The following is a 24,772-nucleotide window of genomic DNA, read 5'->3' on the forward strand; positions in this document are numbered from 1 at the left end:
CAGTACATGGTACTGATGATCGTCAGCGGTCGTTCAGGGTCAGGTAAATCTGTCGCCCTGCGCGCGCTGGAAGATATGGGCTTTTACTGCGTGGATAACCTTCCCGTCGTATTGTTACCCGATCTGGCTCGCACGCTTGCCGAACGCCAGATTTCGGCTGCCGTCAGCATTGACGTACGCAATATGCCAGAGTCGCCGGAAATTTTTGAGCAGGCGATGAACAACCTGCCCGAGGCGTTCTCGCCGCAGTTGCTGTTCCTCGATGCCGATCGCAACACGTTGATTCGTCGCTACAGCGATACGCGTCGTTTGCACCCTCTCTCCAGCAAGAACCTGTCGCTGGAAAGCGCCATTGATCAGGAAAGTGACCTGCTGGAACCGCTGCGTTCTCGCGCCGACCTGATCGTCGACACCTCAGAAATGTCGGTGCATGAACTGGCTGAAATGCTGCGGACCCGCCTGTTGGGTAAACGTGAGCGTGAACTGACGATGGTGTTTGAGTCCTTCGGCTTTAAGCACGGGATCCCCATCGATGCCGATTACGTTTTCGACGTCCGCTTTCTGCCAAACCCGCACTGGGATCCGAAACTGCGTCCAATGACCGGTCTCGACAAGCCCGTCGCCGCCTTCCTCGACAGACACACAGAAGTACACAATTTTATCTACCAGACTCGCAGCTATCTTGAGCTATGGTTACCCATGCTGGAGACCAACAACCGTAGCTATCTGACCGTTGCTATCGGTTGTACCGGCGGGAAACACCGTTCGGTGTATATTGCAGAACAGCTGGCAGACTACTTCCGCTCACGCGGTAAAAACGTACAGTCACGCCATCGTACGCTGGAAAAACGCAAAACATGACCGTGAAGCAAACTGTTGAAATCACGAACAAGCTGGGCATGCATGCCCGGCCAGCAATGAAGCTCTTTGAATTAATGCAGGGATTTGACGCGGAAGTCCTGCTACGAAATGATGAAGGCACCGAAGCGGAAGCCAACAGCGTCATCGCATTACTGATGCTGGACTCCGCCAAAGGCCGACAGATTGAAGTTGAAGCCTCCGGTCCGCAAGAGGTTGAAGCGCTGGCGGCCGTCATCGCTCTTTTCAATTCGGGATTCGACGAAGACTGAGTTTTCTCGTTCCGCGGATACCTTCACAGAAAACGCCACCAGGCGTTTTTTTTCGTTTTTGCCCCCTAAACTGTACAATTCGTGCGCTTTTTAACTTAAGAATTACCTTAAGAAAACCTTAAGACAAGTCGTTTAGGTTTCATTTAACCTGAGTGTTCATACTGGATTATTGTCAGTAAATATTTCCAGGATATCACTCATGATTCGTTTATCAGCAGAAACTCCCCTGGGCACCGGACGACATCGTAAGTGTTATGCGCATCCGGATGATGCCCAACGTTGTATTAAGATCGTTTACAACAGTGGACACGGCGGCGACAAAGAGACACAGCGTGAACTGAAGTACTATGCTCACCTCTCTCGCTACCTGAAAGACTGGAGCGGTATCCCACGCTATTACGGCACGGTCGAGACCGACTGCGGAACGGGTTACGTTTACGATGTGATTGCCGATTACGACGGCAAGCCGTCCATCACTCTCACCGAATTTGCCAAACAATGTCGTTACGAAGACGACTTTGCCGTGCTGCGTCAGCTGCTGAAGACGCTAAAACGCTACCTGCGTGACAACCATATCGTCACCATGACGCTGAAACCACAGAACATTCTTTGTCACCGTATCAGCGAATCGGAAGTGGTGCCGGTGGTTTGCGATAATATTGGCGAAGGGACGTTGATCCCGCTGGCGACCTGGTCAAAATGGTTCTGCCATCGTAAGCAGGAAAGACTGTGGCAGCGTTTTATCGCCCAACCGGTACTGGCCGTCGCGCTGGAAAAAGACGTCCATCCGAAAGAACGCAGCGGATTGTCACTCTCTTCGCGCGAGGCGTAATGCAGATTTAATGCAGGTGGTGGCGGGTCATAAACGACTCCCCACCCAACTGACGCATTTGACGCAGTATCCACGCCTGACGGCTACGCACATAGCCTGAAGGTGCTGCGACCTTAAAGCGCAGAGGATTGGGTAATACAGCGGCAAGCAGCGCCGCTTCTGACTGAGTCAATCGGCTGGCCGGTTTGCCAAAATAGCGCTGTGCGGCGGCTTCGACGCCAAATACGCCATCACCAAATTCCGCGATATTCAGGTAAACCGTCAGGATCCGCTTCTTGCTCCAGACCGTCTCTACACCGACGGTAAGTCCGGCTTCCAGCCCTTTCCGCAACCAGCTACGCCCATCCCAGAGAAAGAGATTTTTAACCGTTTGCTGTGACAATGTTGACGCGCCGCGAATGCGGTTTTCATTACGTTCGTTATGTGACAGCGCTTTTTCGATGGCAGCAACGTCAAAACCCCAGTGGTCCGGGAAGGTCTGGTCTTCTGCGGCAATCACCGCGAGTCCCATCCACGGAGAGATTTCATCCATACTCACCCAGTCGGAATGAGCAACATAGCCAAAGTCACCCTGTAGCCAGGCACCGATCTGCCGCTCAACCATTACCGCTGAAAAAGGCACAGGCACCACGCTAAACAGCGCAATGCCACCGCCCCAGAAAACGGCGAGGATAATCACGACGCGCAATATCACTCGCCTCAGAAAGGCGAAAACTCCTTTTTTCATTCCGCCAGGACCAGCACGCGTGATACCAGTTTTTCGATCCCCATTGCCGCCTGAGCGATGTCCTGCGCCAACATGTAGGCCGGTGTGGTGACGATTTTATTATCTTCATCAACGACGATATCATCGACCGGGCACGGCACATGCTCCGCCCCCATCTCTTCCAGCACTTCCGCTGTATCAATATCGGTCCCGATTGTCAGACGTAGCGGAAAGTCGAAGATTTTCGGCAGCATCGCCGGGGCGATGCACATAAAACCCAGCGGCTTGCCCGACTGATGCATCGCCAGAGCGAGCCCGGCTAAATCCGGATCAACCCGGCATTCACTGCCCTGACTGGCAAAGTTGCTCAAATTTTTGGCCGCGCCAAAACCACCAGGAACAATCAGCGCATCCAGATCGGCTGAGACTGCCTGAGAAAGCGGACGAATGTTGCCGCGTGTAATACGGGCCGCTTCAATCAGTACATTACGGGTTTCCGCCATCGGTTCGCCCGTCAGATGATTAATCACATCGGCCTGCGCTTTGTCGGGCGCAAAGCAGACGGCCTGCGCGCCGCTGCGGGCAATGGACAGCAACGTCAGTACGGTTTCATGAATTTCAGCACCGTCATACACACCGCATCCACTGAGAACTACGCCAATTTTTTTCATTCAAATGTCCTTTTCACCACTATCTGCAGCACATTAATAATTGTGATTAAAATGCTACGCTTCACACATTTAACTGATTCATGTAACAAAGCATTTAAGATTTGCTATCTTAACTGCGTGCGGCCCGAATTTACGCGCTGCGCCTTTTAAATCACAATTATAACTTACGGCGCAGCCATGATTTCCCTGGTGTTGGCGCAGTATTCGCGCACCCCGGTCAAGCCGGGGTCATTTTTTTCCAGCGTTTGCCACCCAGGCCTTTAATACCGCAACGTCGTGTTGCCACTCCTGTTTCATCTCTTCAATCCATTCCCCCACGTTATCTTCCCATGCCGGAAGATCGGGTGACTGGATCTGCTGCCCCAGCTGTTGCAGATGACGAAGGCCAACAGAACCCGCCGCCCCTTTAATTTTATGCCCTTCTTCAACCACGCCTTTTTTGTCACGCGCGGTCAGATTGGATTCCAGAACGCTTAAATAACCTGGCATCATCTTCTCGAACACCGCCAGGCCATCGGTAATTAGTTTCGGCCCCACCAGCTCTATGTACTGTTCCAGCATCGGAATATCTAATAGCGCTTGCGATTTACTGCTCTCTTCAGATTTCACCGTGCACTCCTCCTCATCTTGGGTATCCCAGTACTTCTTAATCATGGCGGTTAACGCCGGTACCGACAGCGGCTTGCTCAGCACGTCATCCATACCGGCATCCAGATACTCTTTTTTATCTTTCAGGACGTTTGCCGTCAGCGCCACCAGCGGCGGCAGATCTTCACGCGCATAACGCTGGGTCAGTTCGCGTGAAATATCGAGGCCCGTCATATCCGGCAACTGAATATCCAGCAACACCAGGTCGTATTCGCCCGGCGTGAACATCTCCAGCGCCGCTTTCCCGGTCATCGCGACATCCACGCTATTGCCGAGTTTTTCCAGCACCGAGCGCGCCACAATGACGTTCAGTTCGATATCTTCCACCAGCAGGACATTTAACGCCGGTAGCGGCAAATCGTCATCCTCAAACGCATCTTCAACTTCTTCTGCCACCGCTGGCGCATGGACGGTCAGAGTAAAGATAGAGCCTTTACCTGGCTGACTTGCCACGGTGATATCTCCACCCATGTTTTTCGCCAGACGACGCGAGACCGCCAGACCGATGCCTGTACCGGTCGCTGGTTTTCCGCCGTGACTGTCTTTCACCTGATAATACATGGCGAAGATTTTGTCCTGCTCATCCTGCGGAATGCCGATGCCGGAATCTTCCACTTCAAAGTGCAGAGTACTGCCGGCATCGTAACGTACGCGCACGGTCACCTGGCCCTGCTGGGTAAATTTCACCGCGTTGCTGATCAGGTTCCACAGGATCTGCCGCAGACGCGTGCCGTCAGTCACCACTTTATGCGGCAGCGGCAAGGTCGGGTCGAGCACAAAACGCAGCCCTTTCTGCTGCGCCTGCAGGCCGGAGAGGTTCTCCAGATCGGCCATGAAGCTGGTGAAATCCACTGGCTGGTTATCCAGTTGAACCTTACGCCGCTCCATCTTATCCATATCAATGATATCGTTGAAGATGTTCCCCAACGTCACGGCGGAGACATGGATCGTTTTCAGGTATTTTTCCTGTTCGGCCGTCAGCTCAGTGTCCAGCAGAATACGACTCAGACCGACAATTCCGTTCAGCGGTGTGCGCAGCTCGTGGCTAATGGTGGAAATAAAGGTGGTTTTATCGCGGCTGGCGCGCTCAAGCGCATCCTGATAGCGCTTGCGCTCGGTAATATCGCGACCAAAACCCATCAGGCCATGACGTTTACCAACGCGATCGTAATAAGGCACTTTGCGGATTTCAAAACAGGCTTTGCGCCCGTCGGGATAATCAAGCCATTGCTCATAGGTCAGCGACACATTATGGCGGAAAACTTTTTCGTCGGTCTCAATGACTTTTTCGGCGGCTTCCGGCGAGTACACATCAGCAGGCTTTAAATGAACCAGTTGTTTTTCGCTTTTGCCGGTGAGCAACTCCATCGCCCGGTTACAGCCGGAAAACTCTTTATCTTCGTTGCGATAAAAAACCAAATCCGGCGAGGCATCCAGAAAAGAACGTAAAAAAGAGGATTGCTGTTCAAGTTGGATCTGCGCCTCTTCGCGCTCTTTGATCTCAACTTTGAGCTGCTCAAACGTGGACTGGCGTTCCGCCTCTGCCTTTTCGCGGTCAGCAATCTCCTGATTCAGCTGCGAAATATTATCTTTCAGTTGGACGTTGAGCTTGAGGTCGCGCTCACGCATCTCTTCCAGCTTTTGCACCAGTCGGGATAACCGCTGACGGGATTCTTCCAGTTGCTCCACCACCACCGACAAAAAATAGACCGCCCATGGGGTGATTAACAAACCAAAGAAAATGGAGCGGATGACATCGATCTGTTCGACCCGACCATGTAGCACCATGGTGACCGCCATCTGCACCACAATTGCCAGCACAACGAGCGCTAACGCCAACAACAGCGAAAAGCGCACCAGACCCAATTTCATCATCAGGTCCACATAGTACTGCGCCAGCATACGAATTTGCTTCATCAGGGATTTCCTTTACGACAACCTGGCACAATAATACTCAATTCTGGGCAAGACGTTGAAGAATGTGCAAGAAATGCGAATGCCCGTCATAGTTCAGGCGTCAGGCGGAATCCATGCCCGTCCGATCGCAGAACCCTGCACGCCATGCGTATTCAGATAACGATCCAGCTCGACCATCCCGGTCCAGCGGTTTTCGCACCACAACGGTGCCAGCAGCGTGGGACGGCGCGCGCTGGCGGAAATACGATGATAAATCACCTCCGGCGGGGTATGACGGATCATCTCGCCTGCGGTTCGCGTGTAGTCATCCAGTTCAATCCCGTTCAGACGCCCTGCTTCCCACGCTCTGGCCATAATGCTGCCCTTCACGATGTGCAGCGGATGCAGTTTGATGCCATCCACTCCCGTCTCCACTACTCGCTCAAGCGTTTGCAGGCATTCCGCTTGCCGTTCTCCCGGCAGGCCGACAATAAGGTGCGAACAAACTTTCAGGCCGCGCTCACGGGCAAGGCGGGTCGTGCGCTGATAACAGGCAAAATCGTGACCACGATTAATACGGTGCAGCGTTTTGTCATGCGCGGTCTGCAGCCCCAGCTCCAGCCACACTTCATAGCCCTGGTCTTTATACTCACAGAGCAGATCGAGAACCGCCTCCGGTACGCAGTCGGGACGCGTTCCCACGCACAGCCCGACAATACTGGCCTGACTGACCGCCTGCTGATACATCGAGCGCAACACCTGCACTTCAGCAAAGGTACTGGTATAGGCCTGGAAATAGGCCAGATAGCGTTTCGCACGATTAACCAGATGCGCCTGGTGCGCGAGTTGTTCGGCGATCGAATGATGCTGCTGCGCTTCATCCGCAAAAGAGGCAACATTACAGAAAGTGCAGCCGCCGCGTCCGATGGTGCCATCGCGATTTGGGCAGCTAAATCCGCCGTGGAGCGTCAGTTTATGAACCTTTTGCCCATAACGCCGAGAAAGATCCCCACCAAACATATTGACTAATTTCTGTAACTGCATAATCTGATAGACCGCGCCTTGAAAAGAGGCCAAAGCCTGCCATTTTTAGCCCTTGTCGGCGATGACCTGGATCAATCGCCCCGGCAGGCTTTTATCAATTGCATATCCAGTCAAAATAAACGATATTTCATTCACAACCCAGCCAATTACTTTTCCTTATCTCCGGTCATTTTTTTTATCTTCTGACGTCGATTGCGCAAAAACAGTATCATGAAATGCCATATCGCAACAAACCAGCACAAAACACCACATCTGACGACGAATAAAGCGGAGACATGAGCTAACAAGCGGTTATGACAGTGAGACAGATCACACTCCTCGCCTCGTTTCCAGTACGTTAATTCAATGTCAAAATGATATTATTTTCAATATTTTCATGAAGATAAATGCTCTATAGCACATTATTAGAGAAATAAGATTGCCATTTGACCTGTGTGTGGATTCCCGATAACGTGGAAATCCGCTGGAAGCTTTCTGGATGAGCGGTGTGCTCATCATATTTATGCAGTAATTGAGATTCCCTCTGACAGCAAGTCCTCAAACTTGTTTGACCTAAGCGAAATGGATAAAGAGGGCGAATGCGAGGTACGCGTATGACACGCAAACCCCGTCGCCATGCTCTTGGTGTGCCCGTGCGCAAACGGTATCGGAAGGGGGTCTCGCAGAGCCTGGGGAGGTTCACTGATATGTTGTACGATAAATCCCTTGAGAAGGATAACTGTGGTTTCGGCCTGATCGCCCACATAGAAGGCGAACCTAGCCACAAGGTAGTGCGTACCGCCATACACGCACTGGCCCGAATGCAGCACCGTGGCGCAATCCTCGCTGATGGTAAAACCGGCGATGGTTGTGGTCTGCTGCTGCAAAAACCTGACCGCTTTTTCCGCATCGTTGCGCAAGAGCACGGCTGGCGTTTAGCCAAAAACTACGCGGTTGGCATGATCTTCCTGAACAAAGACCCTGAACTGGCCGCCGCCTCTCGCCGTATTGTCGAAGAAGAGCTTCAGCAGGAAACTCTGTCGATTGTTGGCTGGCGTGATGTACCAACCAACGAAGGTGTACTGGGTGAAATCGCCCTCTCCTCCCTGCCGCGTATTGAACAAATTTTTGTGAATGCCCCTGCGGGCTGGCGTCCGCGCGATATGGAACGTCGTCTGTTCATCGCCCGTCGCCGTATTGAAAAACGACTACAGGAAGACAAAGACTTCTACGTCTGTAGCCTGTCAAACCTGGTCAACATCTATAAAGGTCTGTGTATGCCGGCGGATCTGCCGCGCTTCTACCTGGACCTCGCGGACTTGCGTCTGGAATCGGCCATTTGCCTGTTCCATCAGCGTTTTTCCACCAACACCGTGCCGCGCTGGCCGCTGGCGCAGCCGTTCCGCTATCTGGCGCACAACGGCGAAATCAACACTATTACCGGTAACCGCCAGTGGGCTCGCGCCCGTACCTATAAATTCCAGACCCCGCTGATACCGGATCTGCACGACGCCGCGCCGTTCGTTAACGAAACCGGCTCCGACTCCAGTTCCATGGATAATATGCTGGAACTGCTGCTGGCGGGCGGGATGGACATCATCCGCGCCATGCGTCTGCTGGTGCCGCCAGCCTGGCAGAACAACCCGGATATGGATCCGGATCTGCGCGCCTTCTTTGACTTTAACTCCATGCATATGGAGCCGTGGGACGGTCCGGCCGGTATCGTTATGTCCGACGGGCGTTTCGCCGCCTGTAACCTCGACCGTAACGGTCTGCGTCCGGCGCGCTATGTCATCACCAAAGACAAGCTGATCACCTGCGCATCTGAAGTCGGGATCTGGGACTACCAGCCTGACGAAGTGGTCGAAAAGGGCCGTGTCGGCCCCGGCGAACTGATGGTTATCGACACCCGCAGCGGTTGCATTCTGCACTCCGCCGAAACGGACGACGACCTGAAAAGCCGCCATCCGTATAAAGAGTGGATGGAGAAAAACGTCCGCCGCCTGGTGCCGTTTGAAGATCTGGCAGACGATCAGGTGGGCCAGCGTGAACTGGACGACGATACGCTCGCCAGCTACCAGAAACAGTTTAATTACAGCGCCGAAGAACTGGATTCCGTTCTCCGCGTGCTCGGCGAAAACGGTCAGGAAGCGGTCGGTTCAATGGGTGACGATACCCCGTTTGCCGTGCTTTCCAGCCAGCCGCGCATCATTTACGACTACTTCCGCCAGCAGTTTGCCCAGGTGACGAACCCACCTATCGATCCGCTGCGTGAAGCGCATGTCATGTCGCTGGCGACCAGCATCGGTCGCGAGATGAACGTCTTCTGCGAAGCGGAAGGCCAGGCGCACCGTCTGAGCTTTAAATCACCAATTCTGCTGTACTCTGATTTCCAGCAGCTCACTACGATGAAAGAAGAACATTATCGCGCCGACCGGCTCGATATCACCTTCGATGCGACGCAAACCACGCTGGAAGAGACAGTCAAAGCGCTGTGCGATACCGCCGAGCAAATGGTCCGCAGCGGCACCGTTCTGTTGGTACTGACAGACCGTAATATCGGCAAAAATCGCCTGCCGGTACCGGCGCCGATGGCCGTCGGCGCAGTACAAACGCGCCTGGTTGAGCAGAACCTGCGCTGCGACGCCAACATCATTGTCGAAACCGCAAGCGCTCGCGATCCGCATCACTTCGCCGTGCTGCTGGGCTTTGGCGCGACGGCCATTTACCCATACCTCGCGTATGAGACGCTGGGCCGTCTGATCGACACTCAGGCGATCGCCAAAAACTACCGTACCGTGATGCTGAACTACCGTAACGGCATCAATAAAGGGCTATACAAAATCATGTCCAAAATGGGCATCTCGACCATCGCCTCCTACCGCTGCTCCAAACTGTTTGAAGCGGTGGGCCTGCATGATGATGTCGTGAATCTCTGCTTCCAGGGCGTGGTCAGTCGCATCGGCGGCGCGGGCTTTGCAGACTTCCAGCAGGATCTGCTGAACCTGTCCAAACGCGCATGGCTGGCACGTAAACCTATTTCACAGGGCGGCCTGCTGAAGTATGTGCATGGCGGCGAATACCACGCCTACAACCCGGACGTGGTACGAACCCTGCAACAGGCGGTTCAGAGCGGGGAATACAGCGACTATCAGGAATACGCAAAGCTGGTCAACGAGCGTCCCGCGACGACACTGCGCGATCTGCTGGCAATTAATCCAGGCGACAACGCGATCAGCATCGAGGAAGTCGAACCGGCGAGCGAACTGTTCAAACGTTTTGATACCGCGGCAATGTCGATCGGCGCACTAAGCCCGGAGGCACATGAAGCACTGGCTGAAGCGATGAACAGCATCGGCGGTAATTCCAACTCCGGCGAAGGCGGCGAAGACCCGGCGCGCTACGGCACCAATAAAGTGTCACGCATTAAGCAGGTGGCCTCTGGTCGCTTCGGTGTCACCCCGGCGTACCTGGTTAACGCCGACGTGATTCAGATTAAAGTCGCCCAGGGTGCGAAACCGGGAGAAGGTGGTCAGCTACCGGGTGATAAAGTGACCCCGTACATCGCCAAACTGCGCTACTCGGTACCGGGCGTGACGCTGATCTCCCCGCCGCCGCACCACGATATCTACTCTATCGAGGATTTAGCGCAGCTGATTTTCGATCTGAAGCAGGTGAACCCGAAGGCGATGATCTCCGTGAAGTTGGTGTCTGAACCGGGCGTCGGTACCATCGCGACCGGCGTGGCGAAAGCCTACGCGGATCTCATCACTATCGCCGGTTATGACGGCGGTACGGGCGCAAGTCCGCTCTCTTCAGTAAAATACGCAGGCTGTCCGTGGGAACTGGGGCTGGTGGAAACTCAGCAGGCGCTGGTCGCCAACGGCCTGCGTCATAAGATCCGTTTGCAGGTCGATGGCGGTCTGAAAACCGGCGTGGATATCATCAAAGCGGCGATCCTCGGTGCAGAAAGCTTCGGCTTCGGTACCGGCCCGATGGTGGCGCTGGGCTGTAAATACCTGCGTATTTGCCATCTCAACAACTGTGCAACCGGTGTGGCAACCCAGGACGACAAACTGCGCAAGAACCATTATCACGGTCTGCCGTTCAAAGTAACCAACTACTTTGAGTTTATCGCTCGCGAAACGCGCGAACTGATGGCGCAGCTTGGCGTGACGCGTCTGGTGGATCTGATTGGCCGTACCGACCTGCTGAAAGAACTGGACGGGTTTACCGCCAAACAGCAGAAACTGGCGCTGTCCCGGCTGCTGGAAACCGCGGAGCCGCATCCCGGCAAAGCGTTGTACTGCACCGAGAACAACCCGCCGTTTGATAACGGTGTACTGAACGCACAGTTGCTGCAACAGGCGAAACCGTATGTTGATGAGCGCCAGAGCAAAACCTTCTGGTTCGATATTCGTAACACCGATCGTTCTGTTGGCGCGTCGCTCTCGGGATATATTGCTCAGACCCATGGCGATCAGGGGCTGGCCTCTGACCCAATTAAAGCGCACTTCAGCGGTACCGCAGGCCAGAGCTTCGGTGTCTGGAACGCGGGCGGCGTGGAGCTGTACCTGACCGGCGATGCTAACGACTATGTCGGCAAAGGCATGGCGGGTGGTCTGCTGGCGGTGCGTCCTCCGGTCGGTTCCGCTTTCCGCAGTCATGAAGCGAGCATCATTGGCAACACCTGCCTGTATGGCGCGACCGGGGGTCGTCTGTATGCCGCAGGGCGTGCGGGTGAGCGTTTCGGGGTGCGTAACTCCGGTGCGATCACCGTGGTGGAAGGGATTGGCGACAACGGGTGCGAATACATGACCGGCGGAATCGTCTGTATCCTCGGCAAAACCGGAGTGAACTTCGGCGCGGGTATGACGGGCGGGTTTGCCTACGTGCTGGATGAAGATGGTGAGTTCCGTAAACGTGTAAACCCGGAACTGGTCGAAGTGCTGGGCGTTGACGAACTGGCTATCCACGAAGAGCATCTGCGTGGCCTGATCACCGAACACGTGCAGCATACCGGTTCTCAGCGCGGGGAAGAGATTCTGGCTAACTGGTCAGCCTTCGCTAACAAATTCGCGCTGGTTAAACCGAAGTCCAGTGATGTGAAAGCACTGTTGGGTCACCGTAGTCGTAGCGCAGCAGAGCTGCGTGTGCAGGCGCAGTAAGGGGTAGCAGCAATGAGTCAGAACGTATACCAATTTATCGACCTGCAGCGCGTTGATCCGCCGAAGAAGCCGCTGAAGATCCGCAAAATCGAGTTTATCGAAATCTACGAACCGTTTTCAGAAGGTCAGGCAAAAGCACAGGCGGATCGTTGTCTTTCCTGCGGTAACCCGTACTGTGAGTGGAAATGCCCGGTTCATAACTACATTCCGAACTGGCTGAAGCTCGCCAATGAAGGACGCATTTTTGAAGCTGCGGAACTGTCTCACCAGACCAACACGCTGCCGGAAGTGTGCGGTCGCGTGTGCCCGCAGGACCGTTTGTGTGAAGGTTCTTGTACCCTGAACGACGAGTTCGGTGCCGTCACCATCGGCAACATCGAGCGTTATATCAATGATAAAGCGTTCGAAATGGGCTGGCGTCCGGATATGACCGGCGTTCGCCAGACTGACAAGCGGGTTGCGATCATCGGTGCCGGTCCAGCCGGGCTGGCTTGTGCCGACGTGTTGACCCGCAATGGCGTGAAGGCCGTGGTGTTTGACCGTCATCCAGAGATTGGCGGCCTGCTGACCTTTGGCATTCCGGCCTTCAAGCTGGAAAAAGAGGTGATGACTCGCCGCCGTGAAATTTTCACTGGCATGGGAATCGAGTTCAAACTGAATGTGGAAGTGGGACGTGACGTACAGCTCGACGACCTGCTGCAAGAGTACGATGCGGTATTCCTCGGCGTCGGCACCTATCAGTCCATGCGTGGCGGGCTGGAAAACGAAGACGCCGATGGCGTATTCGATGCCCTGCCGTTCCTGATCGCCAATACGAAGCAGATCATGGGCTTTGGTGAAACCACCGACGAACCGTACGTCAATATGGAAGGTAAACGCGTGGTGGTGCTGGGCGGTGGCGATACCGCCATGGACTGCGTGCGGACCTCCGTTCGTCAGGGCGCAACGCATGTCACCTGTGCCTATCGCCGTGACGAAGAAAACATGCCGGGTTCCCGACGCGAAGTGAAAAACGCGCGTGAAGAAGGTGTGGAGTTCCAGTTCAACGTGCAGCCGCTGGGTATTGAAATCAATGCGAATGGTAAAGTCAGCGGCGTGAAAATGGCACGTACCGAAATGGGTGCGCCGGATGCGAAAGGCCGCCGTCGTGCGGAAATCGTCCCCGGTTCCGAACATGTGGTTCCGGCGGATGCCGTTGTGATGGCGTTTGGCTTCCGCCCCCATAACATGGAGTGGCTGGCAAAACACAGCGTCGAACTGGATTCTCAGGGCCGTATTATCGCGCCGGAAGGCAGCGATAACGCCTTCCAGACCAGCAATCCGAAAATCTTCGCCGGCGGTGACATTGTGCGTGGTTCGGATCTGGTGGTGACCGCCATTGCCGAAGGCCGCAAAGCGGCTGACGGGATCATGAACTGGCTGGAAGTGTAGTAAACCTTTCTGACTCCCCTGCTCTGAGTTCTCGCTCAGGGATGGGGAGTCACCCTTTCTTTTCGCTATATCCCACCTTCATTCTTCGAAAGCGGCTCGCAAATTTCGCCGTAAATGAATGTAATGGGCTGAGTAGAATTGACCGTATATCCCTTTAAATGTACTGATAGCGAGATATTTTCAATCCGTAACTATCATGTCAGGGATAATATGATGGCAACAACATCGGCACAGCCCGCCGGCGATTATCAGCAAATCCACAACGGCATAATCCATCTGCTGGATACTGCCAGGACAGAGACCGTCCGCAATATCAACGCGATCATGACGGCGACGTACTGGGAAATAGGTCGACGTATTGTCCAGTTTGAGCAGGGCGGTGAAACGCGGGCAGCTTAGGGTGCTCAACTGATTGAGCAACTGTCCATAGATTTAACCCGGCGCTATAAGCGTGGTTTCTCAACCGGCAACCTGCGGCAAATTAGAGCTTTTTACCTTTATTTTCAGCATATTGAAATTCACCAGACACTGTCTGGCGAATCTTTAAATCTCAAACAACTCGCCAGGATATTCCCGCTGCCCTGGTCAGCCTATGTCCGTCTCCTGTCAGTTAAAAACCCCGATGCCCGCACCTTTTACGAGAAAGAAACATTACGCAACGGTTGGTCAGTACGACAACTCGCTCGGCAAATCGCGTCTCAGTTTTACGAACGTACGCTGCTGTCTCATGATAAACCCGCGTTGCTGCAACAGGCTGCTCCCACCGTGCCCGAAGTCTTACCAGAACACGCAATACGCGATCCCTTTATTCTCGAATTCCTCGATCTGAAAGATGAGTATTCTGAATCCGATCTGGAAGAAGCACTGATTAACCATCTGATGGAGTTTATGCTTGAACTCGGGGACGATTTTGTGTTTGTCAGCCGACAGCGCCGGTTACGCATTGGCGATAGCTGGTTTCGCGTCGACCTGCTTTTCTTCCATCGCCGCTTGCGTTGTCTGTTAGTTGTTGACCTGAAAGTGGGCAAATTCAGCTATGCCGATGCAGGACAAATGAACATGTACCTTAACTACGCCAAAGAGCACTGGACAATGCCGGGGGAAAATCCGCCAGTAGGGTTAATCCTGTGTGCGGGAAAAGGGGCTGGAGAAGCGCACTACGCGCTGAACGGTTTACCGAATACCGTGATGGCAAGTGAATATAAAGTGCAATTGCCTGACGAAAAATTACTGGCAGATGAACTCATTCGTTCGCAATTGGCACTGACAGCGCAGCAAGCGGTATCCCCAGAAACATCATTGACAAAATAATGAACGGGATGGATGTGTAAAGCGTAAGACCGGATGGTAAAAACCATCCGGCATTTTCATGCGACTAACAGGCTGGCGCGAACCTTGACGACAACTTTCTTAATCTCTTTCGGTTCTTCCACGCTACACCCCGGTTTGTGCGGCTCTCCGGGCATAAACACCGCGAACATGCCTGGCTGTAGGGTAATGGTCTGACTACCCGCTATCTCGCGACAAAGCTGATAATCCTCCTCAACATGTACCTCTTCACATTGCCGCGCAGAATCCGCCACGCCGAAATGAATGCGTTCCTCTCCCGCCAGCAGTAGCTGGATATCGATGTATTGCTCGTGCAGTTCGGCCTTTTTCTCTGAGGCCGATTGCGTGGCAAACTGCATTACGTTCATAAAGATATCGTCCCCGCGTAGCTCAACGCGACCAGGGGATTGCTCCTGCGGTCTGGCGGTCAACGCCAGCGTCAGCGCCTCTTCCAGCACGGGATGTAAACCGGCAGCAGACAACGAACGAACTTCACCTAATATCATCTTTCTCCCCTTTCGCTAACAATGCCGCGCCCAGCAGTCCCGCGTCGTGGCGGTAGTGTGCCGGGCTTAATTCTACGTGATAAACCGAAGGCATCCGTTCGAGACAGGCGCGGACCTGCGACAGATACCCCTGCGCCAGCCCAACGCTGCCGCCGACAACCACCCGCTGACAATCGGTGACCGCTTTCGTATCGGCAATCAGCCGTGCCAGCACCTGTGCGGAGTCAGCGACCAGTCGGCGGGCCTGTTCATCCCCTTCTGCCGCGCGGGCAAAAATGGTTTTCGCATCGCATCCGGCAAGCGAGCCTTGCGCTGCGGCAGCAATACCGCGTCCCGACGCGATAGCCTCGACGCATCCCACTCGTCCACAGCCGCACACCGGCCCATTAGGGTCCGCGAGGGTATGACCCAAGTGTCCGGCCAAACCACCGGTACCGGTGACTAGCTGACCGTCGCTGACCACACCGCCGCCGACGCCGGTTGAAACGGTGATAAACACCATATCCCGCGTTTCATCGGCAATTGCATGATATTCCGCCCATGCGGCAGCCTGTGCATCGTTGATCGCCAGCGTTGGTAAGCCGGTGAGGGCTTCTAACGTCTGCACCAGCGGAAAGTGAAGCAACCCGCCCAAATTAGAGGGATTTATCGCCAACAGGTGGCCTTCGCGGATAATCCCCGTCGAGGCTATCGCCACCCGATGCGCTTGCGACTGCAACGGTTGCACCAGTGTTTTCAGCGCGTCGCGTAGTGCCGGAGACGTTTTACTGGCAGGGGTGGGCAGCTCACGACGTTCGAGAATCTGCAAATCATCCTCCACCAGCGCGGCGGCGAGTTTCGTACCGCCAATATCAATGGCCAGCGTCGTCATAGCACCGCCCTTTTCAACGCTGTGTTATACCATTCACAGATGTGCTCCAGCCGGGTAATCGCAGATCCGACCGTCACTGCCCAGGCGCCGTGACGCATTGCTTCACCGGCCTGCGCCGGGGTATTGTAGCGGCCTTCAGCAATCACCCGGCACCCGGCTTCACTCAGCGATTTCACTAGCGCCAGATCCGGTTCATCAGGGGTTTCTGCGGTGGTGTAACCCGAAAGCGTGGTGCCAATAATGTCTGCACCGAGCGCCTGACAGGCCAGGCCGTCCTCCTGTGAAGAGCAATCGGCCATTGCCAGCAACTGGTGGTGATGGATACGCGCCAGTAGCACCGCAACCGGCACCGGACGCACGCGGTCGGTGCCATCAATCGCGATAATGTCCGCGCCAGCCTGCGCCAGCGCATCGACATCCTCCAGAAACGCGGTGATGCGCACTGGAGAATCCGCGAGATCGCGTTTGAGAATACCGATTATCGGTACGGAAACCACGGCACGCGTCGCATTCAGATTCTCAATCCCTTCAATACGTAACGCGACGGCCCCAGCCTGCTCTGCCGCCAGCGCCATCGCCGCCACAATCTCGGGTTTATCCAGTGGGCTGCCGGGAACCGGCTGACAGGAGACAATCAAACCACCACGCGCGGCAATGCTTTTATCCAGTTGTGCAAGTAACGACATACTTCTTCCCTTACGTGTATTGCCCGGTGCAGGACCGGGCAAGTGGATTAACTTTTGCTTTTGACTAAGGGGCTTTTATCGCCGCCGAACGGGATAGCGCCGCTGAACGGCTTACCGTCAATGGCGTCATGGGTACGCAGCGCCTCCGGTCGCAGCCAGCGCTGGACGCGGGATGGCATATCCAGACCAATCAGTAGAATCACCACAAAGGTCAGGCTGAAAGAGAGCGATCCCAACGCGGTGCCCAGATCCAGTCGTTGGGCAATCAGCGCCCCCAGAATCGGTGCCAGCGCCCCGCCGAGCGCCCCGACGTTATAGGTGAAACCCAGACCCGCCGCACGCTGATCGGTATCGAAATAACCGCCAATCAGTTTCGGTAAGATTCCGGAGATCCCTTGCCCCAGCATCTGCTGGAAAAACAGAAGTAAACCAAGTACCCAGACATTGGTACCGCCAATGGCAAACACCGGAATGATCAGCAGTTGTGAGGCCAACAGACTGTAAACATAAGCTTTGCGGGTCCCCAGCCAGTCACCAAGGAAGCCGCCGACGCAACAGCCGACCGCAGCACCAAAGCCGCTAAAGAAGAGTACGCGCGCCACGGTGGAAGGATCGTATGCCAGTTCCGTTTTCAGATAGGTGGGCAACAGCGCCTGAATCGGCCACGAGTAGAGGAAAGCAAACAGGACAACAATCATGAGCATCACGCCCGTCGGCCAGCGCTTGCCGCTACTTTGTACCATGAAGCTGATAAAGATCACCGCGCACAGCAAACCCAGTACCGCGACAATCGCCGCATTTTGCAGGTCCCCGGCAAAACAGAACCACAGTGCGATCGCCGCCGCTATCGTCATCAGAATGTTGACGACGCGATGCTCACCCCGATAGAGAATATCGACCATCGTGCGTACCGGCGCTTTGCCTTCATGCTTCTCTTTCCAGTCCTCTGCTTCCGGTATGTTTTTGCGCAGCCAGAGGGCAAAAATAATCGGCAGAATGCCAATGAAGAACAGCGCGCGCCAGCCCCAGACCGGCACCACCAGGCTGTAGACCTGAGCCGCAACCACGGCACCAACGGAGAAGCCCGAGATCAGAAAACCACTGGCCTTATTACGCAGATGTTTTGGCCAGCTTTCAATAACATAGGTCGCACTGGAACCGTATTCGCCCGCCATCCCCATGCCAATCACCAGTCGGGCGATAAACATAGTGGTGTAACCCGGCGCAAAACCACAGGCCAGCGTTCCCATTGAGAACAGAATAATACTGGTGACCATCGCCAGACGACGCCCATACCGGTCACCCATCGCGCCCAGCATTAACCCGCCAAACCAGCGGGAAATAAAGGCTGCCGAAATCAGGCTCGCCGCCTGAACCGTCGTCAGCCCGAACTCTCCTTGTACTTCCGTCAGCACAAGGGCTATCAACACAAAATCAAAACCATCCAGCAAATATCCCAACCATGCGGCGGAGAATGCCCGCCATTGCGCCCGGTTGAGATGGCGATACCACGGGATGCTTTGGGTAGAAGTACTCATTTTACTCTCCCGACGATTTTTGTTGTTGTGCCGGATGACGACTCTGCCTTATCCGGCACTCGATGCTTTTTTGTCGGCCGGGTAAGCGCAGCGCCCCCGGCACTACGTTACGCGGTTACGCCTTCTCTGCCATTAACTGCTGCGCCAACGCCTTCAGTTCCGGCAGATATTTTTCATCCACGGGGGCAAACGGCTTACGGCCCAGCGGTACAGAAACCACGTCCATATAGTGCAGAACCGTTTTCAGCCCACGGAACACGCCAGCCTTAATGAGGAGATCGATAACCTTATTGCACTCTGTTTGCAGTTTTTGCGCAGTCCGGATATCTCCTTCTTTGAGCGCTTTCACAATTCCCAGATATCGCCAGCCCATGATGTTGTAAGTGCTGCCGATACCGCCGTCCGCTCCGGCCAGCAGGCCTGAAGCGAAAATTTCGTCATAACCGTTATAAAGCACCAGATCCGGATGCTCGCGACGGATCTGCTCCATCTGGAACAGATCGCCCGATGTTTGCTTCAGTGCACCAACGCCCGGCAGGGTGACCAACGTGTTGATCTGATCCAGCGTTAACTTCACGCCGCTCAACGCCGGAATGTTATAGACCACCATCGGCAAACCATCCGCCGAATCAATAATGGCCCGGTAATGATCGCAGTGCTCTTCAAAGCTGAACGGATAGTAGAACGGCGTCACCGCAGAGACCGCGTCAAAGCCGTAACGATGCGCGGCACGGGCGAGCTGCTGGCTCTCATGGGTGCTGACCGTTCCAACGTGAGCGATCAGCGTGACTTTGCCCTTCGCCTCTTCCGCGACGGCTTCCAGCACCTGCTCCCTTTCCGCACAGCTCTGTACAAAGGCTTCGCCGGTGGAACCGCCCACGTACAGCCCATCGATCCCCTGAGCGATGTTAAAACGCACCAGCCGGCGCAGGCTTTCAATATCCAGTTGCTGTTGGTTATCGAAAGGGGTTAACAACGCTGGCATTACGCCTCGTAAATCTTTTGCCATAACGACCTCTGTCATGATTAGTGTTATCTAACTGCATACCTTTATACCTGTTATACCAGATCAAATAAGCAGCAATACAATACAGAACGCTTATAGTGCGATCTGCTTCACTAAACGATCGTCAGGATCGCGATCACTTACGCATTTTTGAATGTTGACCGAGGGCGTGCCAGGTGGCGGAAACGCTGTTGAGATGAGATTGCAGTGCGCGATCGGCCTCATCTGGATCGCGTCGGCGAATCGCATCAACGATAGCGATATGCTGCTGATAACTTACATTATTATGCTCGAAGAGCTCGCGATCCGGCACGGTCGGGCGAGCGGCGATCAGCCAGTCCAGCAGCGCAACGTGGATCGCCATAAAGATCGGATTGCCGGGGATCTCCGCCAGCACGCGATGAAAATCGACATCTGAACGGATGAACAGCGTATTGTCATCCAGCGACTGGCTGTTGATCTCCAGCGCTTTTGCCAGCAGATCGATCTGTTCTTCTGTGGCATTCTCCGCTGCATAACGCACGAGACTGGACTCAAAGAACAGGCGCAACTGCTCAAAGTGGGCAATGCCGCCAGGATGTGCGAGGAAATCTTTTGCCATTCCGGACAGCTCACCAATGATGGTATCCGCCGAAGGACGGGAAACACGGGCACGTTCGCCGTTGTTGATTTGCACCAGGCCTTTACGCTTCAGCGCGGCCAGTGCCTCACGCACAGAGGGACGACCGACGTTGAAAAAGGCCATCAGTTCCCGTTCGGACGGCAACTGTTCCCCCTCGCCGAACTCACGGCGACGGATCATCTGCTCTAACTCTTCCTCGACCATTTCCGACAGCTTTTTTCGCGCCAGCGGACGACGGCGAAGGCTACGCCCAATAGTGGCTGGAGAATCTTCTGCTTGAGAATCGAATGCGTTCATAAGACCTATTTGCGAGTCACGGTGACAAACAACAGCAGGCTCATCGTAACACAGGATCGGAAGGAGGGTGAAACCACGGTCGGTGCGATCAAAAACAGGCCCAGCGGGGCCTGTTTTCATCTATTTAACAACACGTAATGCCGGTCGCCCACCACGCGGCGGCGGCGGATCGTCATCCGGATTGTTGTCATCGTCATGATCCGGTTTATCACCATCAATGACTGACATAACGGTTTCGCTCTCTGCGCCAGAAGTCGCGTCATCATCATTAAGACTGGCAACATCTTCGTCATAGGCCGCTTCCGGTTCAAACATCGTTCCGGCACCGTTTTCACGCGCATAAATAGCCAGCACCGCCGCTAACGGCACAGAAACCTGACGCGGAACGCCGCCGAAACGCGCATTAAAACGCACCTCATCGTTAGCCAGTTCCAGATTCCCCACCGCGCGCGGTGCAATGTTCAGGACAATCTGCCCGTCGCGGGCATATTCCATCGGAACATGCACACCCGGCAACGTCACATCCACCACCAGGTGCGGCGTGAGCTGGTTGTCCAGCAACCACTCATAAAATGCACGCAGCAGATACGGACGGCGCGGTGTTAGCTGTGACAAATCCATCAGTATTAACCCCGGCCAAGACGCATTTCGCGTTCAGCTTCGGTTAAGGACGCCAGGAAAGAATCACGCTCAAAGACGCGGGTCATGTAACCCTTCAGCTCTTTCGCGCCCGCACCGCTGAACTCAATACCCAGCTGCGGCAGACGCCACAACAGCGGCGCCAGGTAGCAATCCACCAGGCTGAATTCATCGCTCAGGAAATACGGTTTCTGACCGAATACCGGTGCAATCGCCTGCAGTTCTTCACGCAGTTGTTTGCGAGCAACGTCAGCTTCTGAAGCAGACCCGTTAACGATGACGTTCATCAGCGTATACCAGTCTTTTTCGATACGGTGCATGTACAGGCGGCTTTCGCCACGTGCTACCGGGTAAACCGGCATTAATGGCGGATGCGGGAAACGCTCATCCAGGTATTCCATAATGATGCGAGATTCCCACAGGGTCAGCTCACGATCTACCAGTGTCGGGACGCTCTGATTCGGGTTGAGGTCAATCAGATCCTGAGGTGGATTGTCCTTTTCCACGTGCTCGATCTCGAAACTTACACCTTTCTCAGCCAGCACAATGCGGACCTGATGGCTATAGATGTCAGTAGGACCAGAAAACAGCGTCATTACCGAACGTTTGTTGGCAGCGACAGCCATGAAAACCTCCAGGTATATTCAGAATTTTTACTGCTACCAGCCATCGCATGGCCAGTCAGAAGTGATGTCACCCACGTCGGAAAAGTCATCATCGTTCAAAAAGCAAACAAAAAATGAGCAATACCCGATATTTGGGCAGAAAATTGGATGATAGTTTACCAGATTTTGTGACCTTTGTGGTGAGTCGATTCTGGAAATGGGGAAAAAGAGGGTTTTGTCAGAGGATTACGCCAGATTTATCCATAAAAAAACCCGCCGAAGCGGGTTTTTTCGCCAACCGTAATCTGCCAAAGGCAGAAAACAATTAACGTTTGGAGAACTGCGGACGACGACGTGCTTTACGCAGGCCGACTTTCTTACGTTCAACCTGACGAGCATCACGAGTAACGAAGCCTGCTTTACGCAGTTCGGAACGCAGGGACTCGTCGTACTCCATCAGAGCGCGGGTGATACCGTGACGGATCGCACCAGCCTGACCAGAGATACCACCACCTTTAACAGTGATGTACAGATCCAGTTTCTCAACCATGTCGACCAGTTCCAGCGGCTGACGAACTACCATGCGGGCAGTTTCACGACCGAAGTACTGTTCCAGAGAACGTTGGTTGATAACGATTTTGCCGTTGCCCGGTTTGATGAAAACGCGAGCTGCGGAACTTTTGCGGCGACCAGTGCCGTAGTATTGATTTTCAGCCATTGCCTATAATCCCGATTAGATGTCAAGAACTTGCGGTTGCTGTGCCGCGTGGTTGTGCTCGTTGCCAGCGTAAACTTTCAGTTTACGGAACATAGCACGACCCAGCGGGCCTTTTGGCAGCATGCCTTTAACCGCGATTTCAATCACACGCTCAGGACGGCGAGCAATCATCTCTTCAAAGGTCGCTTCTTTGATACCACCGATGTGACCGGTGTGGTGATAGTACACTTTGTCAGTACGCTTGTTGCCGGTTACAGCAACTTTGTCAGCGTTCAGAACGATGATGTAATCACCGGTATCTACGTGCGGAGTGTATTCCGCTTTATGCTTACCGCGCAGGCGAATAGCCAGTTCAGTAGCCAGACGGCCCAGAGTTTTACCGGTCGCGTCAACAACGTACCAGTCGCGTTTTACGGTTTCTGGTTTAGCTGTAAAAGTTTTCATTAAAAGCTTACCCAATAAATAAGTTACACGTTGGTGAACACCCAAACGTTATGTCAGTTGAGGTTCACACGACAAAGTCCGGCAAACCTACCCCTTCGAATAGCCAATGCCAGCACACAAAAAGTTTTGGGAAAAAAACTTTCTTGTAACGTGGGGTCGCAAGATTATAGAGAAGTCGGGGTCAAAGATCGACCCCTTTCTGTGATTTGCACAACAGTTTATTGGCCGCGATCAGGGCATGTGTTCTTGCTTGAGATATTCCTCGCTCTGCATCTCCTGCAAACGCGACAGACAGCGCTGGAATTCGAACTTCAGTCGCTCCCCCTGATACACCTCATATAAAGGCACAGCGGCGCTTACCACCAGCTTGACGTGGCGTTCGTAAAATTCATCCACCAGCGCAATAAAACGACGCGCTTCGCTTTCCATTAACGGTGTCATCACCGGCACGTCAAACAGCATAACCGTATGGTAGAGGCGTGACAGCGCAATATAGTCGTGCTGGCTGCGGGCATCAATGCACAGCGTATGAAATGAGACCGCCAGCGTCTGGTTTTCCATGCCCAGCGTCGGCAATGGACGATGATTAATCTCCAGAACCGGTCCCTGCTGTTCACGTTTGGTGCCAGCCAGCGCCAGCCAGAGGTTATCCATCTGCTGCTGCGTTTCATTATTCAGTGGTGAGAGCCACAAATGCGCCTGGGTCAACGTCCGCAGTCGATAATCCACGCCTGCGTCTACGTTCATGATGTCGCAATGCTGCTTAATCGCATCGATGGCGGGAAGAAAACGCGTACGCTGTAACCCGTTACGGTACAGCTCATCTGGCGGAATATTCGAAGTTGCCACCAGCGTAATACCGCGCGCAAACAGCGCCTTCATCAGGCCGCCGAGCAGCATGGCATCGGTAATATCAGACACAAAAAACTCATCAAAGCACAGCACATCTGTTTCTGCCTTAAAACGGTCGGCCACGATGTCGAGCGGATCGGTTTGTCCCTGCAACGCGGTTAACTCCTCATGCACGCGCAGCATGAAGCGATGGAAGTGCAGACGCTGCTTACGAACGCCAGGCAGGCTGTGGTAGAACAGATCCATCAGCCAGGTTTTCCCCCGACCAACGCCCCCCCACATATATAAGCCTCGCACCGGCGCGCTGTGTACCTCTTCCTTTTTCCCCAGCAGTTTGCCCACGCGGGCCATAAACCCTTTTGCGTCGGGAACCGCAGGGGGGTTCGCCGTTAACGCCTGGTAAATGATCTCCAGGCGATTGACCGCTTCTCTCTGCACGTCGTCGGGTTGGTGAGTGCCTTCGTTAATGGCTTTCAGGTAACGCGATGTGGGGGTAAAGCTCTGCATGATGTTATTGTTATTCCTTGAAAATCGGTGTGCCGTCGTTCACGGTTGACGAAAAAAAGGCCGTTCTACACTACGCGATATAAAGACGGGATTCCACTTCTGTGGGATTAGCGGTTATAGTGGCAGTATCAGGCGCAGGCATGGAGCCTAAAGCCAACACCCTACGGAAACAAAAGACAACGGGAGATGTTCATGACCTGGGAATATGCGCTAATTGGGTTAGTCGTCGGCATCATCGTCGGTGCTGTAGCCATGCGTTTTGGTAACCGGAAATTACGCCAGCAACAGGCGTTGCAGTACGAACTGGAAAAGAATAAAGCTGAGCTGGAAGAGTACCGCGAAGAACTGGTCAGCCATTTTGCCCGCAGCGCCGAGTTGCTGGACACCATGGCTCACGATTACCGTCAGCTGTATCAGCACATGGCGAAAAGCTCCAGCAGCCTGCTGCCGGAACTGTCTGCGGAATCTAACCCGTTCCGTAACCGTCTGGCTGAATCTGAAGCCGGCAACGACCAGGCTCCGGTACAAATGCCGCGTGACTACTCCGAAGGCGCATCCGGCCTGCTGCGTAGTGGCGCAAAGCGCGACTGACTGCACAGCGATAATATTTTTCCTGGGCGCAGCGATTGCGCCCACCTCTTCTCTCC

Annotated in this window: 22 protein-coding genes and 1 pseudogene; 8 read left to right on the forward strand and 15 right to left on the reverse strand. The window is 54.3% G+C overall.

Going from position 1 to position 24,772, the window contains the following annotated elements:
- Positions 1–6: 6 nt before the first annotated feature.
- From rapZ to yrbL, 3 genes are all read left to right on the forward strand, one after another.
- On the forward strand, positions 7–861 hold the full coding sequence (gene rapZ, locus C2U53_RS06720; protein WP_012908509.1) for an RNase adapter RapZ: 855 nt from the start codon (positions 7–9) through the stop codon (positions 859–861).
- Positions 858–1,130, forward strand: coding sequence for a PTS phosphocarrier protein NPr (gene npr / locus C2U53_RS06725; RefSeq protein WP_042998307.1), 273 nt, complete (start codon positions 858–860; stop codon positions 1,128–1,130). The genes rapZ and npr overlap by 4 nt, the downstream gene beginning before the upstream one ends.
- A 199-nt stretch (positions 1,131–1,329) precedes the next feature.
- The gene (yrbL, locus tag C2U53_RS06730; RefSeq protein WP_042998308.1) at positions 1,330–1,962 is read left to right on the forward strand and encodes a PhoP regulatory network protein YrbL; all 633 of its coding nucleotides are present in this window, start codon (positions 1,330–1,332) and stop codon (positions 1,960–1,962) included.
- 7 nt (positions 1,963–1,969) lie between these two features.
- Here the strand turns inward: yrbL and mtgA are convergent, their stop codons facing one another.
- The 4 genes from mtgA to C2U53_RS06750 all read right to left on the reverse strand — a co-directional run bounded on the left by mtgA (position 1,970) and on the right by C2U53_RS06750 (position 6,927).
- Positions 1,970–2,689 (reverse strand): monofunctional biosynthetic peptidoglycan transglycosylase, encoded by a 720-nt coding sequence (gene mtgA, locus C2U53_RS06735; protein ID WP_090050704.1) that lies wholly within the window; start codon positions 2,687–2,689, stop codon positions 1,970–1,972.
- Positions 2,686–3,339 carry an isoprenoid biosynthesis glyoxalase ElbB gene (gene elbB / locus C2U53_RS06740; RefSeq protein WP_042998310.1) on the reverse strand — a complete coding sequence of 218 codons (654 nt, stop codon included), beginning with the start codon at positions 3,337–3,339 and terminating at the stop codon, positions 2,686–2,688. Before elbB ends, mtgA begins: the two co-directional genes overlap by 4 nt.
- 228 nt (positions 3,340–3,567) lie before the next feature.
- Positions 3,568–5,904: an aerobic respiration two-component sensor histidine kinase ArcB gene (gene arcB / locus C2U53_RS06745; protein WP_042998311.1), complete on the reverse strand. Its 2,337-nt coding sequence runs from the start codon at positions 5,902–5,904 to the stop codon at positions 3,568–3,570.
- Between the two features lie 93 nt (positions 5,905–5,997).
- A complete protein-coding gene (locus tag C2U53_RS06750; RefSeq protein WP_104446875.1) occupies positions 5,998–6,927 on the reverse strand; it encodes a TIGR01212 family radical SAM protein in 930 nt (309 codons plus the stop codon).
- Positions 6,928–7,613: 686 nt separating this feature from the next.
- Here C2U53_RS06750 and gltB point away from each other — a divergent pair.
- The 3 genes and pseudogenes from gltB to C2U53_RS06770 all read left to right on the forward strand — a co-directional run bounded on the left by gltB (position 7,614) and on the right by C2U53_RS06770 (position 14,816).
- On the forward strand, positions 7,614–12,074 hold the full coding sequence (gene gltB / locus C2U53_RS06760; protein ID WP_104445746.1) for a glutamate synthase large subunit: 4,461 nt from the start codon (positions 7,614–7,616) through the stop codon (positions 12,072–12,074).
- A gap of 12 nt (positions 12,075–12,086) precedes the next feature.
- Positions 12,087–13,505: a glutamate synthase subunit GltD gene (gltD, locus tag C2U53_RS06765; protein WP_042998313.1), complete on the forward strand. Its 1,419-nt coding sequence runs from the start codon at positions 12,087–12,089 to the stop codon at positions 13,503–13,505.
- A 213-nt stretch (positions 13,506–13,718) separates the two neighbouring features.
- Positions 13,719–14,816, forward strand: a pseudogene (locus C2U53_RS06770) (YhcG family protein).
- A 56-nt stretch (positions 14,817–14,872) separates the two neighbouring features.
- On the opposite strand, the gene nanQ reads toward C2U53_RS06770, so the two are convergent.
- The 8 genes from nanQ to sspA all read right to left on the reverse strand — a co-directional run bounded on the left by nanQ (position 14,873) and on the right by sspA (position 21,625).
- Positions 14,873–15,340, reverse strand: coding sequence for an N-acetylneuraminate anomerase (gene nanQ / locus C2U53_RS06775; RefSeq protein ID WP_099433682.1), 468 nt, complete (start codon positions 15,338–15,340; stop codon positions 14,873–14,875).
- Positions 15,327–16,211 (reverse strand): N-acetylmannosamine kinase, encoded by an 885-nt coding sequence (locus tag C2U53_RS06780; RefSeq protein WP_104445747.1) that lies wholly within the window; start codon positions 16,209–16,211, stop codon positions 15,327–15,329. The genes nanQ and C2U53_RS06780 overlap by 14 nt, the downstream gene beginning before the upstream one ends.
- Entirely contained in the window at positions 16,208–16,897 is a 690-nt protein-coding gene (locus C2U53_RS06785) for an N-acetylmannosamine-6-phosphate 2-epimerase (RefSeq protein ID WP_061069290.1), read from the reverse strand. The genes C2U53_RS06780 and C2U53_RS06785 overlap by 4 nt, the downstream gene beginning before the upstream one ends.
- Before the next feature lie 47 nt (positions 16,898–16,944).
- Positions 16,945–18,435, reverse strand: a complete 1,491-nt coding sequence (locus C2U53_RS06790) for an MFS transporter (protein WP_104445748.1) — start codon at positions 18,433–18,435, stop codon at positions 16,945–16,947.
- A gap of 115 nt (positions 18,436–18,550) precedes the next feature.
- Complete coding sequence (gene nanA / locus C2U53_RS06795; RefSeq protein WP_042998319.1) at positions 18,551–19,444, reverse strand: N-acetylneuraminate lyase; 894 nt, start codon at positions 19,442–19,444, stop codon at positions 18,551–18,553.
- Positions 19,445–19,577: 133 nt separating this feature from the next.
- A complete protein-coding gene (nanR, locus tag C2U53_RS06800; RefSeq protein ID WP_080343284.1) occupies positions 19,578–20,369 on the reverse strand; it encodes a transcriptional regulator NanR in 792 nt (263 codons plus the stop codon).
- Between the two features lie 111 nt (positions 20,370–20,480).
- A complete protein-coding gene (sspB, locus tag C2U53_RS06805) occupies positions 20,481–20,981 on the reverse strand; it encodes a ClpXP protease specificity-enhancing factor (RefSeq protein WP_042998320.1) in 501 nt (166 codons plus the stop codon).
- Between the two features lie 5 nt (positions 20,982–20,986).
- Positions 20,987–21,625: a stringent starvation protein SspA gene (gene sspA, locus C2U53_RS06810; protein WP_042998321.1), complete on the reverse strand. Its 639-nt coding sequence runs from the start codon at positions 21,623–21,625 to the stop codon at positions 20,987–20,989.
- 113 nt (positions 21,626–21,738) lie between these two features.
- Here sspA and C2U53_RS06820 point away from each other — a divergent pair, with 113 nt between their 5' ends.
- Positions 21,739–21,933 (forward strand): hypothetical protein, encoded by a 195-nt coding sequence (locus C2U53_RS06820; RefSeq protein ID WP_099433685.1) that lies wholly within the window; start codon positions 21,739–21,741, stop codon positions 21,931–21,933.
- Here C2U53_RS06820 and rpsI read toward each other — a convergent pair.
- The 3 genes from rpsI to zapE form a co-directional block, all read right to left on the reverse strand.
- On the reverse strand, positions 21,930–22,322 hold the full coding sequence (gene rpsI, locus C2U53_RS06825) for a 30S ribosomal protein S9 (RefSeq protein WP_000829818.1): 393 nt from the start codon (positions 22,320–22,322) through the stop codon (positions 21,930–21,932). The genes C2U53_RS06820 and rpsI overlap by 4 nt on opposite strands.
- 15 nt (positions 22,323–22,337) lie before the next feature.
- Entirely contained in the window at positions 22,338–22,766 is a 429-nt protein-coding gene (rplM, locus tag C2U53_RS06830; protein WP_042998322.1) for a 50S ribosomal protein L13, read from the reverse strand.
- A 231-nt stretch (positions 22,767–22,997) separates the two neighbouring features.
- The gene (zapE, locus tag C2U53_RS06840; RefSeq protein WP_061069292.1) at positions 22,998–24,125 is read right to left on the reverse strand and encodes a cell division protein ZapE; all 1,128 of its coding nucleotides are present in this window, start codon (positions 24,123–24,125) and stop codon (positions 22,998–23,000) included.
- 192 nt (positions 24,126–24,317) lie between these two features.
- Between zapE and zapG the strand changes: the two genes are divergently transcribed.
- On the forward strand, positions 24,318–24,716 hold the full coding sequence (gene zapG, locus C2U53_RS06845) for a Z-ring associated protein ZapG (protein ID WP_043001761.1): 399 nt from the start codon (positions 24,318–24,320) through the stop codon (positions 24,714–24,716).
- The last annotated feature ends 56 nt before the right edge of the window (positions 24,717–24,772 follow it).

Origin of the sequence: Citrobacter sp. CFNIH10 (assembly GCF_002934585.1) — a bacterium.
GTDB classification, from domain to species: Bacteria; Pseudomonadota; Gammaproteobacteria; order Enterobacterales; family Enterobacteriaceae; genus Citrobacter_A; species Citrobacter_A amalonaticus.

Bases quoted from the DNA above. Each gene is read 5' to 3' on its own strand.
- npr (WP_042998307.1), top strand. From the start codon at position 858: ATGACCGTGAAGCAAACTGTTGAAATCACGAACAAGCTGGGCATGCAT.
- sspB (WP_042998320.1), bottom strand. From the start codon at position 20,981: ATGGATTTGTCACAGCTAACACCGCGCCGTCCGTATCTGCTGCGTGCA.
- gltB (WP_104445746.1), top strand. From the start codon at position 7,614: ATGTTGTACGATAAATCCCTTGAGAAGGATAACTGTGGTTTCGGCCTG.
- rplM (WP_042998322.1), bottom strand. From the start codon at position 22,766: ATGAAAACTTTTACAGCTAAACCAGAAACCGTAAAACGCGACTGGTAC.
- sspA (WP_042998321.1), bottom strand. From the start codon at position 21,625: ATGGCTGTCGCTGCCAACAAACGTTCGGTAATGACGCTGTTTTCTGGT.
- C2U53_RS06820 (WP_099433685.1), top strand. From the start codon at position 21,739: ATGAGCAATACCCGATATTTGGGCAGAAAATTGGATGATAGTTTACCA.
- mtgA (WP_090050704.1), bottom strand. From the start codon at position 2,689: ATGAAAAAAGGAGTTTTCGCCTTTCTGAGGCGAGTGATATTGCGCGTC.
- yrbL (WP_042998308.1), top strand. From the start codon at position 1,330: ATGATTCGTTTATCAGCAGAAACTCCCCTGGGCACCGGACGACATCGT.
- rapZ (WP_012908509.1), top strand. From the start codon at position 7: ATGGTACTGATGATCGTCAGCGGTCGTTCAGGGTCAGGTAAATCTGTC.
- nanA (WP_042998319.1), bottom strand. From the start codon at position 19,444: ATGGCAAAAGATTTACGAGGCGTAATGCCAGCGTTGTTAACCCCTTTC.
- C2U53_RS06790 (WP_104445748.1), bottom strand. From the start codon at position 18,435: ATGAGTACTTCTACCCAAAGCATCCCGTGGTATCGCCATCTCAACCGG.
- C2U53_RS06750 (WP_104446875.1), bottom strand. From the start codon at position 6,927: ATGCAGTTACAGAAATTAGTCAATATGTTTGGTGGGGATCTTTCTCGG.
- nanQ (WP_099433682.1), bottom strand. From the start codon at position 15,340: ATGATATTAGGTGAAGTTCGTTCGTTGTCTGCTGCCGGTTTACATCCC.
- C2U53_RS06780 (WP_104445747.1), bottom strand. From the start codon at position 16,211: ATGACGACGCTGGCCATTGATATTGGCGGTACGAAACTCGCCGCCGCG.
- C2U53_RS06785 (WP_061069290.1), bottom strand. From the start codon at position 16,897: ATGTCGTTACTTGCACAACTGGATAAAAGCATTGCCGCGCGTGGTGGT.
- zapE (WP_061069292.1), bottom strand. From the start codon at position 24,125: ATGCAGAGCTTTACCCCCACATCGCGTTACCTGAAAGCCATTAACGAA.
- rpsI (WP_000829818.1), bottom strand. From the start codon at position 22,322: ATGGCTGAAAATCAATACTACGGCACTGGTCGCCGCAAAAGTTCCGCA.
- gltD (WP_042998313.1), top strand. From the start codon at position 12,087: ATGAGTCAGAACGTATACCAATTTATCGACCTGCAGCGCGTTGATCCG.
- zapG (WP_043001761.1), top strand. From the start codon at position 24,318: ATGACCTGGGAATATGCGCTAATTGGGTTAGTCGTCGGCATCATCGTC.
- arcB (WP_042998311.1), bottom strand. From the start codon at position 5,904: ATGAAGCAAATTCGTATGCTGGCGCAGTACTATGTGGACCTGATGATG.
- elbB (WP_042998310.1), bottom strand. From the start codon at position 3,339: ATGAAAAAAATTGGCGTAGTTCTCAGTGGATGCGGTGTGTATGACGGT.